The organism is Pseudomonas sp. MWU12-2319 (assembly GCF_023242525.1).
Classification (GTDB): Bacteria; Pseudomonadota; Gammaproteobacteria; order Pseudomonadales; family Pseudomonadaceae; genus Aquipseudomonas; species Aquipseudomonas gingeri_D.
In genome coordinates this window covers 52755-68968 of the sequence record NZ_JALJES010000024.1, presented here as the reverse complement: position 1 = coordinate 68968, position 16214 = coordinate 52755, and the positions used below count along the sequence as shown (strand labels likewise).

The window sequence follows — 16214 nt, the reverse complement described above, 5'->3', positions numbered from 1 at the left end:
TAGGAGCAGGGCTTGCCCGCGAAGCTTTTAGCGATCTCACGGACCTCATCGCCGACAAGCCTGCTCCCACAGGGTTCGGCACTGCTTTCAGCGACGCAACAAGTCCGGCAACTGCCCACGCCACTGCGCATTGGCCGGCAACGCCAGGAAAAACGGATTGAGCAATGATTCGCGCGGCGGATAGCTGAAGCGTTCGCCGCTCAACTCCAGCACCTCGCCGCCCGCGCCTTCCAGCACGCCCTGGGCCGCCGCCGTATCCCACTGCGAAGTCGGCGCCAGGCGCGGATAAAAGTCCGCCGCGCCTTCAGCCAGCAGGCAGAACTTCAACGAACTGCCGATATTCGCCAACGCCAGTTCCCCCAAGCTACTGCTCAGCCCCGCCAACAATTTTTCCTGCTCCGGGCTCGAATGCCGGCGACTGGCAACCACGGTAAACGCCTCGCCCGCCGCCGGCACGTCCCGTACCCGGATCGGCAGCGGCGCCGCGTCGGCGTCCGCACGCCAGGCGCCCAAGCCGGCACCGCCGAAATAGCAGCGACCATTGGTCGGCATCGACACCACGCCAAACACCACCCGGCCCTGCTCGATCAAGGCAATGTTTACCGTGAACTCTTCGCTACCGGCGATAAATTCCTTGGTGCCGTCCAGCGGGTCCACCAGCCACCAGCGCTGCCAGCCGGCCCGCACGGCCAGGGCGATATCGGCGTCCTCTTCGGACAACACCGGGATGCTCGGGTCCAGCGCCGTCAACCCATCGAGAATCAGGTGATGGGCAGCGATATCGGCGGCGGTCACCGGCGAGGCATCGGCCTTGTCCATGACCTGCACATTCGCCCGCCAGAACGGCAGGATCACCTCGCCGGCGCGGCGCGCCAGGTCGATCACCGGGGCCAGGTAGGGGTGCGGCAGATTCGAAAAAAACTCACTCACGATTGAAAAACTCCACGCTGGGTCAACAGGTCTCGCGCCAGGTACAACGCCGCCAGGGCCCGGCCCTCGCTGAACTGCGGGTTCTGCACCAGGGCGGACAACTCACGCAGATTGACGCGCTCGACCCGCATCGGCTCCGGCTCATCGCCTTCCAGGCGCTCTTCATACAGGTCGGTGGCCAGGACCACCTGGATCTTCTGGCTCATATACCCGGGCGACAAGGACAGCTCGGTCAGGTGCTCCAGTTGCCGCGCGCCATAACCGGCTTCTTCCTTGAGTTCACGCTCGGCCGCCGCCAGCACATCCTCGCCCGGCTCGATCAGGCCCTTGGGCAGGGACAGCTCGTACTCGTCGGTGCCGCCGCAATACTCCTCCACCAGCAGGGCATGCTCGGCATCGATCATCGCCACGATCATCACCGCCCCGTAACCGGCGCCTCGGCCAACCAGGCGCTCGTAGGTCCGCTCAACGCCATTGGAAAAGCGCAGTTGCACTTCTTCGACACGGAACAAACGGCTGCTGGCGACGATTTCGCGGGCGAGGACGGTGGGTTTCTGGCGCATGGGGCGGCTCCTGGGCGTGAACGGGTTACTATACCGTGGCTTTTCCGATTGTCTGTGTCGGATATCCTTTACCGTTCGAGAAGTTTCCCATGCCCTCATTGCCCTGGCGCGACATCGACACCGTTCTGCTGGATATGGACGGCACCCTGCTGGACCTGCACTACGACAACCATTTCTGGATGGAGCACCTGCCCCAGCGGTATGCCGATCTGCATGGTGTCAGCCGGGAACTGGCCGAGCAGGAGCTGACGCCGTTGTTCAGGGACCATGCCGGCCAGTTGAAGTGGTACTGCCTGGACTTCTGGAGCGCCGAATTGAAGCTGCCGGTGCGTGAGTTGAAGCTGGAGACGGCCCATCTGATTGCGCTGCGCCCGGATGCCGATACCTTTCTCGACGCGATCCGCCAGGCCGGCAAGCGGGTCATCCTGATTACCAACGCCCATCGCGATTCCTTGTCATTGAAGCTGGAGCGTATCGAACTGGCGCCGTATTTCGAGCGTTTGATCAGTTCCCATGACTACGGTTTCGCCAAGGAAGACCCGCAGTTCTGGGACGCCTTGCAGGCCGATATCGACTTCGACCCGGCCCGCAGCCTGTTTATCGACGACACCTTGCCGATCCTGCGCAGCGCCCGGCGCTTCGGCGTGGCGCACTTGCTCGCGGTCAGCGAGCCGGACAGCCGTAAGGGCCCCAAGGACACCGAGGAATTCAACGCCGTAGGTGATTACCGGACCTTGATCGAAGGCCTGGAATAGAGCTGTTTCGAAAACACCGAAAACCCTATGGCTGCCGTTACAACCTGCAGGAGCCGGCTTGCTGGCGATGGTGTTCGCAAGGCCGCCAAAAGCTTCGCGGGCAAGCCCTGCTCCTACAGTACGGCACCGTTCATCAATTTTGTGTAGGACACAATATTGTAGGAGCAGGGCTTGCCCGCGAAGAGGCCCTTGAGCCTTGCATCGTCCTCACGGCCGCAATCGCCGGCAAGCCGGCTCCTACAATAACGGTGTTTCAGCGCACAATATCGTCTGGCCTGGGGCCTCGGGCTAACGGGGAATCTTCAGCTTCTGCCCAGGTACAATCTTGTTCGGATCCGGCAGTGTCGCCCGGTTGGCCGCGGCAATTTCCTCCCATCGGCCGGCATCGTGCAATTCTCGCCCGGCAATCCTGCTGAGCGTATCCCCCGGCTGCACCGTATAGATATCGAACAGCGGCTCCGCCGACGCGGGTGGATTCTGCACAGATGGCACCTGGTCGCTGCTGTCGGGCTGTGGCTTGCCGTCAGATGGGTTCAATATGTTTTTCAGCGTATCTAAAAGACTCATGGCTCTTTCTCCTTGGATGTAAACGCCAAGACGCGAAAGACCTGATCGGTGACGTCCGGCAAGGTTCCGATCCACCAACCAACAAGCATAGTCCAGGCGCGCTAGAATCCCCGGCTGTACAGCCCGCGGAGCGACGATGGACATCAAACAGCTGAAATTCCTGATTGCCCTGGACGAGACCCGACACTTCGGCCAGGCGGCAGCGCGCTGCCACATCACCCAGCCGACGCTGTCCATGCGCCTGCGCAGCCTGGAAGAAGAACTCGACCTGCAACTGGTCAACCGCGGCCAGCGTTTCGAAGGTTTCACCGCCCCTGGCGAACGGGTCCTGGCCTGGGCTCGTACCGTGCTGGCGGCCTACGACGGCCTGCAGGCCGAAGCCGCCGCCTGTCGCGGCAATCTGGTCGGTACCCTGCGCCTGCAACCCATCGCCGAAGCCCGGCCCCTGGCCCGCCTCGGCCTGATCATGCGCCGGGGAGCACCACGCTCGGCCTTGGCGGAAGCCTGTTTCGCCCTCCACCAACGATCATCGAACAAGGCTTGATCGACGGGCTCTATCGGCAGATCAGTACTAGCGATTAGACGCGACCCTTTGTCGCGCCTAATCTTGACACTGGATATTCCGCCGGTAATGCCCCCATGAACGCCAAGGATCCCACCTGCGCGCTCCCTGCCGCCTCGACAGCCGTGCCCGCCGCCAGCCAGAGCTACCAGTACAGCGACCTCGATCGCAGCGAAACCGCTGAGACGGCCCTTGCCGAAGAAGTGGCCCTGGCGATTGCCTACAACGGCATCAGCCAGGCGGTCATGCTGGTCACCCCCACGGACCTCGAAGACTTTATCGTCGGTTTCAGCATCGGCAGCGGCATCATTGCCGACGCCTCTGAAATCTACGACCTGAAACTCAGCGGCAGCGGCTCGGCCCAGTACGCCCAAGTGGAAATCGCCAGTCGCGCGTTCTGGAACCTCAAGCAGCAACGCCGCCAACTGGCCGGCACCAGCGGCTGCGGCCTGTGCGGCGTGGAAGCGCTGGAACAGGCACTGCCCGAACTCCAGGTGCTGCCCGGCGCGCCCTTGCCGCCGGCCGCCTGGCTCGACGGCCTGCGCCAACGCATCGGCGCCTTCCAGCCCCTGGGGCAATATTCCGGGGCCGTGCATGCCGCCCTGTTCATGAACGACCAGGGCCAATTGCTGCTGGGCCGTGAAGACATCGGCCGGCACAACGCCCTGGACAAGCTGATCGGTGCGCTGATCCGGCAAAACATCCCGACCGCCGGCGGCCTGGCAATTGTTACCAGCCGCTGCAGTCTCGAACTGATCCAGAAAGTCCTGCGCGCCGGCATCCAGACCCTGGTCAGCCTGTCGTCACCTACCGGCCTGGCCCTGCAGTGGGCGCGCCGGCACAACCTCAATCTCATCCACCTGCCGCAAAAGAATGCGCCGCGGGTCTACAGCCCTGCGATGGAGAAACCCGCGTGAGCAATCATCAACAAGCCGATCAGACCCCCACCCCGCGCTACAAGCCCTACAAGGGCGCGGCCGGTGGTTGGGGCGCGCTGATCAGCGTGGCCCAGGCCTGGCTGACCAGCGACAACGCGCTGAAGAACCTGCGCATGATGCTCAAGACCAACCAGAACGGTGGCTTCGACTGCCCGGGCTGCGCCTGGGGCGACTCGCCGGAAAGCGGCATGGTCAAGTTCTGCGAGAACGGCGCCAAGGCGGTCAACTGGGAAGCCACCAAACGGCAGGTGGACGCGGCGTTCTTTGCCAAGCACAGCGTCACTGCGCTGCTCGAGCAGAGCGACTATTGGCTGGAATACCAGGGCCGCCTGACCGAACCGATGAGCTACGACCCGCTCACCGACCGCTACAAGCCCATCAGTTGGGAAGCCGCCTACGCCAAGGTGGCCAAGCACCTGCTCAACCTGACCAGCCCCGACCAGGCCGAGTTCTACACCTCGGGCCGCGCCAGCAACGAAGCGGCGTACCTGTATCAACTGTTCGTGCGGGCCTTCGGCACCAATAACTTCCCCGACTGCTCGAACATGTGCCACGAGGCCAGCGGCGTGGCCCTGGCCCAGAGTGTCGGGGTCGGCAAGGGCACCGTGACCTTCGACGATTTCGAACACGCCGACGCGATTTTCGTCTGGGGCCAGAACCCCGGCACCAACCATCCGCGGATGCTCGAACCGCTGCGTGAAGCGGTGAAGCGCGGTGGCCAGGTGGTCTGCATCAACCCGCTCAAGGAGCGCGGCCTGGAACGTTTCCAGCATCCGCAGCACCCGCTGGAAATGCTCACCAATGGCGACAAGCCGACCAATACCGCCTATTTCCGCCCGGCCCTGGGCGGCGACATGGCCGTGCTGCGCGGCATGGCCAAGTTCCTGCTGCAATGGGAGCGCGAGGCCCAGGCGGCGAATGAGCCGTCGGTGTTCGACCACGACTTCCTCAACGAACACACCGCCAATGTCCTCGACTACCTGGCCGCCATCGATGACACCCCGTGGGAGCAGATCGTTTCGCAATCGGGCCTGCCCCTGGTGGAGATCGAGCAAGCGGCGCGGATGTACGTCAAAGGCAAGAACGTCATCATGTGCTGGGCCATGGGCATCACCCAGCACCGGCACTCCGTGCCGACCATCCAGGAAATCGCCAACCTGATGCTGCTGCGCGGCAATATCGGCCGCCCGGGCGCGGGCCTGTGCCCGGTGCGTGGCCACAGCAACGTGCAGGGCGACCGCACCATGGGCATCAACGAGCGTCCACCGGTGGCGTTCCTCGACGCCCTGGAGCGACGCTTCCAGTTCAAGGTACCGCGCAGCAACGGCCATAACGTGGTCGAAGCCATCCACGCCATGCTCGACGGCCGGGCCAAGGTGTTTATCGGCCTGGGCGGCAACTTTGCCCAGGCGACCCCGGACAGCCCAAGGACCTTCGAAGCCCTGCGCAATTGCGAGCTGACCGTGCAGATCAGTACCAAGCTCAACCGCAGCCACCTGACCCACGGCAAGGAAGCGCTGATCCTGCCGTGCCTGGGCCGTACCGACATCGACATCCAGAGCGAGGGTCCGCAGGCCGTCACCGTCGAAGACTCGTTCAGCATGGTCCACGCCTCCAATGGCCAGTTGCAGCCACTGTCGAAGCAGATGCGCTCGGAACCGGCGATCATTGCCGGCATTGCCGCCGCGACCCTGGGTACCCAGCCGGTGGACTGGCACTGGCTGGTGGCCGACTACGGGCGCATCCGCGACCTGATCGCCGACACCATTCCCGGCTTCAAGGACTTCAACCAGCGCCTCGCGCACCCGGGTGGTTTCCATCTGGGCAACGCCGCCGGCACACGCCGCTGGCACACCCCGTCGGGCCGGGCGAACTTCCGCTCGAATATCCTGCCGGCCGACCTGATCCACGAGCGCATCCATGCCACCGGCAAGGTGCCGCATCTGATCATGCAGTCGATGCGTTCCCACGATCAGTACAACACCACCATCTACGGCCTCGATGACCGCTACCGTGGGGTCAAGGGTCAGCGCGACGTGCTGTTCGTCAATGAGGCGGACATCATCCGCCTGGGCTTCAAGCCCGGCCAGAAAGCCGACATCGTCTCGCTCTGGGAGGATGGCCGCGAACGCCGGGTCAAGGGCTTCACCCTGCTGGCATTCGATATTCCCGCCGGGCAGGCCGCCGCCTACTACCCGGAAGTGAACCCGCTGGTGCCGCTGGAAAGCATCGGCGACGGCAGCCACACCCCGACCTCCAAGTTCGTCGCCATTGTCCTGGAGCAGGCCAGCGAAACCGGTCTGATCATGGCAAAAGCAAGCTGATCCGCGAATGGCGGGGCGCTGCAATGGCGCCCTGCCAAATAGCAGAAGCAACGGGCTGCGGACATCCAGGAAAATTCAGGCAAGTAAAAGAGCTCTTTCTGCATCCACCTTTTGAACCTGTTGGTGAATGATCAGCCACAAAGCCCATGCCTCAGCGCCGCCAACCTGCGCAGGTACACAGGGTGGAGGTGATCTGTGCTGATGCAATCGGTCGAGTCTCTTTTTGATGAACTTCGTCTACTCGATGAGCACCCGCGCATCGAGGCGAAACGTGCCGGACAAGTTGGTAGCTCAATCATGCAGACCCTCTGTGCCTTCGCCAATGAACCAGGGTTGGGTGGCGGGTATCTACTGCTGGGCGTGTGCGAGCCGGACGAGTTGCACGATAAGTTCTGGCTCGATGGCGTAACAGACATCGACAAGCTGCTGAATGACATTCAGGTCAATTGCCGTGAACAATTCGAAGCTCCCATTCCGGTGCAATGCGAAGCCGTAGTGCTGGAAGGCAAACGGATCATCGCCGTTTATGTGCCCGAGCTGGACGCAGCGGCAAAGCCTTGTGTGTTCAAGGGCAAATTCGACAGCAAAAACAAACGTAAGACTGGCGTCTGGCGGCGCGGTCTCAATGGTGATTACGAATGTTCCCAGCAAGAGCTTGAGCCTCTGTTACTGGCTAAGTCAGGACTGAGTTTCGAGCAGGTCGTTCTCCCGGATGCCGAGTGGGAGGACCTGGATTCTGGCACCATTTCTCTGTATCGCCAGCTACGCGCAAGGGTGCGTCCGCAGGCAGAGGAGTTGCTGGCTAACGACGAGGAAATGCTGCGCGCACTCAATCTCGTCAAGGAAACCAACGGGCGCCTACGCCCTAACGTTGCAGGACTTCTATTGCTAGGCAAGTCTCTGGCTCTTCGTCGTCTATTGCCAGCCGTGCGCGTGGATTATGTGCGAATCCAGGGTGTGCAATGGGTGCAAGATCCGACACAACGTTTTGCGACCACCCTGGATTTCCGCGAACCATTGATTCGACTGATAGCACGACTGGAGGCCACGATTCTTGATGACATACCCCGGCACTTTCGTTTGCGTGAGGGAGAAACACAACGTTCCGATCAACCGCTGTTGCCTCAGAAAGTGATTCGCGAGGCGGTTGTGAATGCGCTCATGCACAGGGACTATCAGATCAACCAACCAACACTCGTGGTGCGTTACAGCAACCGACTGGAAATCCGCAACGCGGGCTACTCACTCAAACCCACGACGATGCTCGGAGAAATGGGCTCGCTATTGCGCAATCCGGTCATTGCCAGTGTGCTCTATGACTTGGATTTCGCCGAAACCAAAGGCACCGGTATCCGCACCATGCGCCGCTTGCTTCAGGAGTTGGGATTGACAGCCCCGGTGTTCAGCAGCCATCAACTGGAAAACCAGTTCACCGCTCACTACCTGCTCCACCAATTGCTGGGTGAGGAACAGTTACGCTGGCTTCAGCAATTCAACCACCTGCACCTGACTGATGATGAGGCCAAGGCCCTGATTTTAGCGTCGGAAACCGGCGCGGTTGATAATGCGGCCCTGCGTGATATCAGTGGACTCGACACGCTGGCGGCCAGCCAAGTGTTGCGCAGGCTGCATCATGATCGCGGCCTGCTGGTAAAAGGCGGTGGTGGTCCCTCAACCTATTACCAACTCGCCGAATTGCCCGCACCTCCATCTTTCGACGCACGACAAACCACCTCGATAGTCACAACCGACGCCACTAAGGTCCCAAATACGAGTGACTTGGCCCCAAATACGAGTGACCTGATCCCAAATACGAGTGACCTCACCCCGAATACAAGCGAGTTCCCCCCTACACTGCTGGTCGCGATCAAGACGCTCTCATCCAAAGCGCGCAAGGAAAAGCTGTGGCCTTTAATCCTCTGGCTTTGCTCAATCCGGCCACACAGCGCCGAACAGCTGGCCAGGCAATTACACAGGCAGATGGGGCCGCTGAAGACTGGGCATATCAACCCACTGCGCGACAAAGAAGGCTTTCTGGAATACCTACATCCCGAAGTGGTCAATCACCCGCAACAGGCCTATCGAACAACCGAGGCCGGCCGCCTGTGGCTTGCGGAACAAGGAATATCTCCTATCCCCTCGCCTCGACAGTAATAGGCCGATCATGGCCAAGGCGAGCTGATCGACACCCCGCGAGGCGCTCTATAACCAGGGTGTCGGATAGCCGCCTGGGCAATAGCAAAAGGCCATTCGACAAACCGCGAGCCCTTTACTAGAGTCTGCGGACGGTGCTGCGAATGTGATGTCCGGCACCCGCCCAGGGACCCTGCCCGCCCGTCGGGCCCGTCCTCCCAGCACGGATCGCGGAGAGCATTTATGTCTATCACGCCCGGTCATACCACGCACTACCACGGCGATACCCCTTCCTCCCCCAGCAAAGACAAGCGCATCGTCAGCGCCGCGATCCACCCCGCCATCGGCGTGGCGCGGGTCGGCAACAGCGAGGCGGAATATTTTGTCGGCCCCCTGGTGACCTCACCGCGACCCGAGCCCCTGGGCTTCTACCGCGATGCCCAGGGCGCGCTGAAGCGCCAGGCCGCCGAGTTCCGGCTGTATGGCTACAACCTGGCCGGAGAAGTGGTCGCCGAGCTGACCGTGGAAAACGCCGATATCGTCTGGTCGGCCCATGTCGCCAACAGCAAGGCGCAGTGGTACCAGTGGCAACTGGCGATGGACATCCCCGAAGCCGCCACCGTGGTGCTGCCCCTGCGCAACGCGAAGATCACCGACCCCAAGGCCCGCGCGGCCCTGACCATCGACGGCGGCCTGCAAAGCATCAGCGGGCCGAACCAGAGCGGCGTCGAATTCAACGGGCAGTACGAAGACACCCCGGTCAACCTCGGCGAACTGCGCACCGATGCCCAGGGTCGGCTGCTGTTCCTCGGCGGGCGCGGTGTCTCGGCCTCGCCCGCCGGCACGCCGATCTTCAATCCCGCCGACGGCAACAGCTTCATCAACGCCGACGGCTGGTTCGACGACACCTCCGATGGCCCGATCAGCGCCCAGGTCAGCATCGGCGGGCGCTCGATCCCGGTGGAGTCGGCCTGGGTCGTCACCGCGCCACCGAACTACGCGCCGCAGGTCAAGGCCGTGCGCACCCTGTATGACCTGACCTACGACCTGTTTATCCAGGCCGGCTGGCTGACGCCGAACACCTCGGTGTCGTTTCGCCATGACGTCTATCCGATCCTGCAACGCCTGTCGGGCCTGCAATGGGTCAACCAGGGCTTTGCCACCCAGTTCGGCCACCACGGCCGCTACAACTTCGAAGACCCGGCCTTTATCGCCCAGCTGGCGAGCAAACCGGCACCGGGTAACTATGACCTGTTCGCCGAAACCCGCCGGCAGATCTTCAACAGTTTCCGCCAGCCCGAACCGACCGATGGCAACGTGCTGCCCTGGCCATGGATCTATGGCGACTTCATGAGCTCGGTGCCCAACCAGAGCCCACGGCAGAATTCGGCGATTACCCAGACCCAGTACCTGGTCCTCTCCAGCTGGGCCGCCGGGACCTTCGAAGCCGACTGGACCCGCGAGCCGCCGCCGGGTCACCTCGACTCGGTGCCCCTGGCCGAACAGCCGGCGATGCTCGACCGCGCAGCCCTCGACTTCTGCCTGGCCGATGCCTTCCACCCCGGCTGCGAACTGACCTGGCCGATGCGCCACCTGCCGCTGTACGCCAAGCCCTGGCGCATCCGCCAACGCGCGGCGGGCAGCCCGCAGCCCGACTACGGGGCGACCCTGGACCAGACCCAGGCGCTGGCCGTCGGCGGTCCGCTTTACGGACAAGCCCCCGGCGACCTGAACCGCTGGATGGGGCTGCCCTGGCAGGCCGACACCGCATATTGCCGTGGCGGCTACGACCAGGCCTACAACCCGTTCACCTCGACCTTCTGGCCGGCCCGCGTACCCAACCAGGTCCTCAGCGATGTCGATTACGCCCTGGTCATCGATCCCTCGGTGGCACCGGAGCAACGTCGCGACGCCTTTGCCGATCGCAGCAACTGGAACGCACCGCTGGACATCAACTATCCGAAAAAGACCCCGACCGCCGTCCAGATGCAGACCATGGTCGATATCTTCGGCTCCATGGGTTTGCTGGAAGTGCGCCAGGGGATCCCCGGTAACCCGGTGTATCCCGACACGATGATGGTCGCCAGCTATGGGCCGGCCATCACCCAGGCGCAGACCTTTGCCAGCCCGCAATTGGCCGCCGATTTCGCCGCGGCGGGCAGTCCGTCGAGCGCGGGCCCACGTCCGCCCAAAGGCGCCAACTTCAGCAGCCCGGAAGAAGCGTTGCAGGCCCCTCGCGCCGTCAAACCCGGAAGCCGTCCGGTCTAGATGGAGCACTACGACGTCGCCATTATCGGTGGCGGCCCGGCCGGCTCGGCGACCGCGATTACCCTCGCTCGCCTGGGCTGGCGGGTGCTGCTGGCCGACTCGGCGCCCGCCGGGCGCTTTCGGGTGGGCGAAGGTTTTCCGCCTTCGGCGCGCTCGCTGCTCAATGACCTGGGGGTGCTCGAGGGTTTTCTCGATGCCAGGCATCGCACCAGCTACGGCAATGTCTCCGTGTGGGGCTCGGACGAGCCACACGCGGATGACTTCATCTTTCACACCCACGGCCAGGGCTATCAACTGGACCGTGCGGCTTTCGACCAGCAACTGCGTGCGGCGGCACGACAAGCCGGGGTATCGGTGCACGCCTCCACACGACTGAGCCAGAGCGCCGCCGAAGACGGTTTCCAGCTGCAACTGAGCCGCGACGGCCACGAACACCTGGCCCACAGCCGCTGGCTGATCGACGCCGGCGGCCGCCCGGCCGTATTCGCACGCCAGCAGGGCGCGCAACGCCTGACGGATGATCGACTGGTGGCGTTCTATCTGTTGCTGCACAGTTCACAAGGCAGCGACCAGGACGGTCGGACCCTGGTCGAGGCGGTCGAGCACGGTTGGTGGTACAGCGTGCTGCTGCCGTCGGGGGAACGGCTGGTAACCTACCTCAGCGATCTCGACCTGCTGGATCGCCAGCAACTGCTGAGCAGCGAAGGTCTGTGGCAGCAGTTGGCACAGACTCGCCTGCTATGGGGACTGTGCCAAACCCACGGCTACCGCCCCGGCACCTCGGTCCACGGCATGGACGCCAGCAGCGGGCGGCTTTCGCTGTTCCACGGTGAACGCTGGGCGGCAGTCGGGGATGCGGCCTTGTCCTTCGATCCGTTGTCCTCGCAAGGCATCGCCACCGCCCTTTACTGCGGCCAACACTGCGCCCAGGCTGTGCATGCCGCGCTGCAAGGCGACCTGCAGGCATTGCCCGACTATGCCGATCTGCTGACACGGATCTACGCCGCTTACCTGGGCAACCGGCAGCAGTTCTATGGGATGGAAAAACGCTGGAGCGAATCAATTTTCTGGAACCGGCGCTAGGTCCGGAAAAGCTCTTTTAAGCGGCGCAGGACGCGCAAAACAGGCGAGTTCAAGCGACGTGAGACTGACTAAAATCGACTAAGTTCCCCAGCAAAAACAGTAAGTTATGATTTTGTATACAACCCATGTTATTCGTCGGATTTCAATTGTAACTATTCCTACACAAGCCTCAGGATCGCGCCGTCATCCCTTGGAGGCTCCTCTCACATGAAGTTCTCGTCGATTCTCTTGTTGTCCCTGAGCCTGGCCAGTGGCTTCGCCTCAGCCGGTGGTACCGCCGAAGCCGGTATCGGTGGCGCATTGGGCGGGGTACTCGGTTCAGCCGTCGGTCAGTCCCTGGGCGGCAACACCGGCTCGACCATCGGCGCGGCCCTCGGCGGTGCCGGTGGCAGCGCAGTCGGCGCGAATAAACACAGCCGTGGCGAAGCCGCCATCGGCGGTGCCCTGGGCGCAGCCGGTGGCAACGTTGTCGGTCGCAACATGGGCGGTACCAATGGCGCCTTGCTCGGCGCGGCGGCCGGCGGTGGCGCGGGTGGCGCACTGGGCAACTACATGGGCAACTCCAGCGAACGCGAAGGTCGCCATTACCGTGGCGATCGCCGCGACTACCACGGCGAACACCGCGGTCACGGCTACGGCCATCGCAAGCATCGCCGACATTGGGATGACTGATCGCCCGGCCAATGCATAAAGCCCGTCACCCTGCGCCCAATCATGCAGTTTGCATGGGCTTCAGACCCTCTCGAAAAGCCAACCTGTTGATAACACTGATAATTCAGCAATAAAACAGGTTGGCACGCGCTCTGCTCAGTCCTGCATGAAGGCTGCACGTCTTTCATTCATGGAGCAGAACAACAATGATCGAGCACACTCAATACCCATCTGCCATACGCCACGATGCGTCGACTCACTCAGGGGTGTCCTGGGCGGCGATCTTCGCAGGCGCCGCCGCGGCCGCGGCACTGTCCCTGTTGCTACTCATGCTCGGTGCCGGGCTGGGCTTCTCGACGATGTCCCCCTGGGCCGGCGAAGGCCTCGGCGCCAAGGGCCTCGGCGTGTCGGCGATTATCTGGCTGGCCGTGACCCAGATCCTCGCCTCCGGCATGGGCGGCTACCTGGCCGGTCGACTGCGGGTGAAATGGGTCAACCTGCATGACGACGAAGTCTACTTCCGCGATACCGCCCATGGCCTGCTCGCCTGGGCCGTCGCGACCCTGGTGACGGTCACCCTGGTCGCCGGCTCCGTCAGCGGCCTGATGGGCGGCGGGATCAAGGCCGGGGCGGCAACGGCCGGCAGCAACGTCCTGCTGAACACGGTGACGGACAGCGGCGACTACTACATCGACAAGCTGTTTCGTGATGATCGCCCCGTGGCCGTCAGTGAAGACGCCGCCCATGGCGTGGCCACACGCATCCTTGCCCGCAACCTGAGTGTTGGCCCATTGAGCGTCGAAGACCATACCTACCTGGCGCAACTGGTGAGCCAGCGCACCGACCTCTCGCGCACCCAGGCGGAACAGCGGGTCGACCAGGTCTACGGCGAAGCCCGCCAGGACGTCGACGCCGCCACCAACAAGGCCAAGCAGGCGGCCGACAGCGCCGCGAAAGTGGCCGCCTGGTCGACCCTGTGGCTCTTTATCGCCCTGCTGATCGGCGCCTTCTTCGCCAGCCTGGCCGCCACCTTCGGCGGACGCCAGCGCGATGGCGTGCACTTTGTCGAAAGCACCGACTACCCGACCCACGCGACAACGCTGAGTTAATCCAAGGAGAACAAAAATGCGCTCACTACTGCTGTTTTTTCTAGGCGTGCCAATCCCGGTCATCATCCTGATTGCGTTGTTTGTGCACTGACGACACGCGTTAGTAAGGCGGCCACCTAAGCCGCCTGACAACACGCAATCCTGTAGGAGCCGGCTTGCTGGCGATGAGGCCCTTGAGCCTTGCATCGCCCTTTCGGCCACCATCGCCGGCAAGCCGGCTCCTACAAGGTTCGTGGCGAACCAAGACGTTACATTCCATTACATCTTTTCTGTTACCAAACCTTAAGCCTAATTCCTAGAAGCCGCCGGTTAGAGCCTTTGCACCATTCCCTCAGCAGCCAGCGTCGTTGTTGAATGATGGTTCAAATACTTATCCGGGCAGACCGTTTAAAACCCCGGCCGCGTCCCCGAAAACCGGGCCTTTCGTCTGTTCGGATTAAGGGTTATCCCGATATTGATATCAATATGCTACCGATATGATCCGCCGTCCTTGAGCTATGCAATGGAAGCAGGAGATGCGGATCTATTTTGGAGTCTGGCTAGGCATCGGGCTCAGTACCATCGGGTTGTTCTTCAATCAGTCCCTGCTCATCGGCGCTGGCCTGGTCATCGTCGCGGTGGCGTCCATCACCCTGCGTGCCACACAGCTTTCGACAACCGCAGCCCTCCCCGCCCTTACGCCAGTACCCGATACCGACGAAACCGATCTCGACCTGCATAAACTCCTGCCGGTAGTCGCCCCGAGCTGGAGCGCCGGCATCGGCCAGAGCCGCGACCTGTTGCAAGCCAATATCAGCGAGCTGTTCCAGCGCTTTGCCAGCATCGCCACCCGCCTCGAAGGCGGCCTGCATAACTCCGAAAGCATCCTCGGCAGCGGTGGCGTCGGCGAAAGCCTGCGCGACGCCAACCAGCGCCTGCATGAAGTGACGCAATCCTTCGAAGCCAGCAGCCAGCGCCAGCACGATCTGCTGGACACCATCAGCCACCTGGGCGGCTACGCCAGCCAGTTGCAGCACATGGCCAAACGGGTCCAGGAAATCGCCAGCCAGACCAACCTGCTCGCCCTCAACGCCGCCATCGAAGCGGCCCGCGCCGGCGAATACGGCCGGGGCTTTTCGGTGGTCGCCGACGAAGTGCGCAAACTCTCCACCCTGTCCGCCGAAACCGGCCAGGGCATGGACGCCAAGGTTGGCGAAATCAATCTGGCGATCGAGACCACCATCGCCGAAGCCGCGGAGCTGGGCACCAGCGAACAGGCCAACCTGGACTTCCTCAACCGCTCGGTGACCCAGGTCATGACCCGCCTGGGGGACAACCTCGACGAACTGACCGGCGCCTCCCGCGCCCTGCAACAGGATGCCCGCGCGACCCAGGCCGACATCCAGGCAATCATGGTCAACCTGCAGTTCCAGGACCGCACCGACCAGATGCTCGATCACGTGCAGATCGATCTCGCGAACCTGATCGACGCGATTGCCCGCCAGGACAGCAGCCTCAAGGATCCGGCGGCCTGGCTCGAACGCCAGCGCCAACGCTTCACCACCGATGAAGAACGCCAAGGCCAGACGCACATGAGCGCCGCCAGCGAAGTGACCTTTTTCTAGTTTTCCCGCTTTCCCCTTTGCAAGAGTGATGAACATGGCCAAGACCATCCTGATCGTCGACGACTCCCTGTCCATGCGCCAACTGGTGAAGATGAGCCTGACCGCTGCCGGTCACCAGGTCATCGAGGCCTGCGACGGCCGCGATGCCTTGACCAAGCTCAACGGCCAGAAAATCAACCTGATCATCAGCGACGTGAACATGCCCAACCTCGATGGCATCGGCCTGGTGAAAGAGGTCAAGGCGCGCAACGAATACCGCTTCACGCCGATCATCATGCTCACCACCGAAAGCGAGCAATCGAAGAAAGCCGAAGGCCAGGCCGCCGGTGCCAGGGCCTGGATCGTCAAACCGTTCCAGCCCCAGCAATTGCTGGCGGCCGTGGAAAAATTGCTGGGATGACCACGCCATGTTTTCACTGACCCCCGCCAGGGATGACACCCCCGCACAACTGCACCTGAAGGGCGACCTGACCCTGTACGAGGTCAGCATGGCTCGCGACCAGTTGCTCGGCCTGCTGCCGCTGCCGGCGGGGCCCTGGCAACTGGACCTGGGTGGCCTGAACGAACTCGACAGCGCCGGCGCGCAATTGCTCCTGGCGATCCAGCGGGCGCTGTCGTCCATCGACCAACCGACCACCGTGTCGCGGGTCTCGCCGCCGGTGCATGAACTGCTGACCCTGCTGAACCTGGAATCGCTGTACCCCGCCGCCCCGAACGAGGATTGACC

Annotated in this window: 14 protein-coding genes and 1 pseudogene; 12 read left to right on the top strand and 3 right to left on the bottom strand. The window is 62.8% G+C overall.

The window, feature by feature from the left end:
* Nucleotides 1-87 precede the first annotated feature (87 nt).
* Both cysQ and nudE read right to left on the bottom strand, forming a co-directional pair.
* On the bottom strand, nucleotides 88-930 hold the full coding sequence (cysQ, locus tag M5C01_RS28920; protein WP_178129982.1) for a 3'(2'),5'-bisphosphate nucleotidase CysQ: 843 nt from the start codon (nucleotides 928-930) through the stop codon (nucleotides 88-90).
* Nucleotides 927-1493: an ADP compounds hydrolase NudE gene (nudE, locus tag M5C01_RS28915; RefSeq protein WP_103495420.1), complete on the bottom strand. Its 567-nt coding sequence runs from the start codon at nucleotides 1491-1493 to the stop codon at nucleotides 927-929. Before nudE ends, cysQ begins: the two co-directional genes overlap by 4 nt.
* Nucleotides 1494-1582: 89 nt before the next feature.
* Between nudE and yrfG the strand changes: the two genes are divergently transcribed.
* A complete protein-coding gene (gene yrfG / locus M5C01_RS28910; RefSeq protein WP_152741647.1) occupies nucleotides 1583-2248 on the top strand; it encodes a GMP/IMP nucleotidase in 666 nt (221 codons plus the stop codon).
* 288 nt (nucleotides 2249-2536) lie between these two features.
* Here yrfG and M5C01_RS28905 read toward each other — a convergent pair whose 3' ends face one another.
* A complete protein-coding gene (locus tag M5C01_RS28905) occupies nucleotides 2537-2815 on the bottom strand; it encodes a LysM peptidoglycan-binding domain-containing protein (protein WP_178129983.1) in 279 nt (92 codons plus the stop codon).
* Nucleotides 2816-2951: 136 nt separating this feature from the next.
* On the opposite strand from M5C01_RS28905, the pseudogene M5C01_RS28900 reads away from it, so the two are divergent.
* From M5C01_RS28900 to M5C01_RS28850, 11 genes and pseudogenes are all read left to right on the top strand, one after another.
* A pseudogene (locus tag M5C01_RS28900) lies at nucleotides 2952-3263 on the top strand (LysR family transcriptional regulator); the annotation flags it as partial.
* Between the two features lie 191 nt (nucleotides 3264-3454).
* On the top strand, nucleotides 3455-4294 hold the full coding sequence (gene fdhD / locus M5C01_RS28895) for a formate dehydrogenase accessory sulfurtransferase FdhD (RefSeq protein WP_152741650.1): 840 nt from the start codon (nucleotides 3455-3457) through the stop codon (nucleotides 4292-4294).
* Complete coding sequence (locus tag M5C01_RS28890) at nucleotides 4291-6639, top strand: FdhF/YdeP family oxidoreductase (RefSeq protein WP_178129984.1); 2349 nt, start codon at nucleotides 4291-4293, stop codon at nucleotides 6637-6639. The genes fdhD and M5C01_RS28890 overlap by 4 nt, the downstream gene beginning before the upstream one ends.
* Nucleotides 6640-6840: 201 nt before the next feature.
* Nucleotides 6841-8793: an ATP-binding protein gene (locus M5C01_RS28885; protein WP_103495449.1), complete on the top strand. Its 1953-nt coding sequence runs from the start codon at nucleotides 6841-6843 to the stop codon at nucleotides 8791-8793.
* Nucleotides 8794-9015: 222 nt separating this feature from the next.
* Nucleotides 9016-11040 carry a LodA/GoxA family CTQ-dependent oxidase gene (locus tag M5C01_RS28880; RefSeq protein ID WP_152741651.1) on the top strand — a complete coding sequence of 675 codons (2025 nt, stop codon included), beginning with the start codon at nucleotides 9016-9018 and terminating at the stop codon, nucleotides 11038-11040.
* Nucleotides 11041-12123 carry an NAD(P)/FAD-dependent oxidoreductase gene (locus M5C01_RS28875; protein WP_152741652.1) on the top strand — a complete coding sequence of 361 codons (1083 nt, stop codon included), beginning with the start codon at nucleotides 11041-11043 and terminating at the stop codon, nucleotides 12121-12123. It begins immediately after the preceding gene.
* Nucleotides 12124-12330: 207 nt separating this feature from the next.
* Entirely contained in the window at nucleotides 12331-12795 is a 465-nt protein-coding gene (locus tag M5C01_RS28870; protein WP_103495427.1) for a hypothetical protein, read from the top strand.
* Nucleotides 12796-12980: 185 nt separating this feature from the next.
* Nucleotides 12981-13883, top strand: coding sequence for a hypothetical protein (locus M5C01_RS28865; protein ID WP_152741653.1), 903 nt, complete (start codon nucleotides 12981-12983; stop codon nucleotides 13881-13883).
* Between the two features lie 515 nt (nucleotides 13884-14398).
* Complete coding sequence (locus M5C01_RS28860) at nucleotides 14399-15487, top strand: methyl-accepting chemotaxis protein (RefSeq protein ID WP_152741654.1); 1089 nt, start codon at nucleotides 14399-14401, stop codon at nucleotides 15485-15487.
* A 34-nt stretch (nucleotides 15488-15521) separates the two neighbouring features.
* Nucleotides 15522-15887, top strand: coding sequence for a response regulator (locus M5C01_RS28855; protein WP_100944043.1), 366 nt, complete (start codon nucleotides 15522-15524; stop codon nucleotides 15885-15887).
* A gap of 7 nt (nucleotides 15888-15894) precedes the next feature.
* Complete coding sequence (locus M5C01_RS28850; RefSeq protein WP_152741655.1) at nucleotides 15895-16212, top strand: STAS domain-containing protein; 318 nt, start codon at nucleotides 15895-15897, stop codon at nucleotides 16210-16212.
* Nucleotides 16213-16214 lie beyond the last annotated feature (2 nt).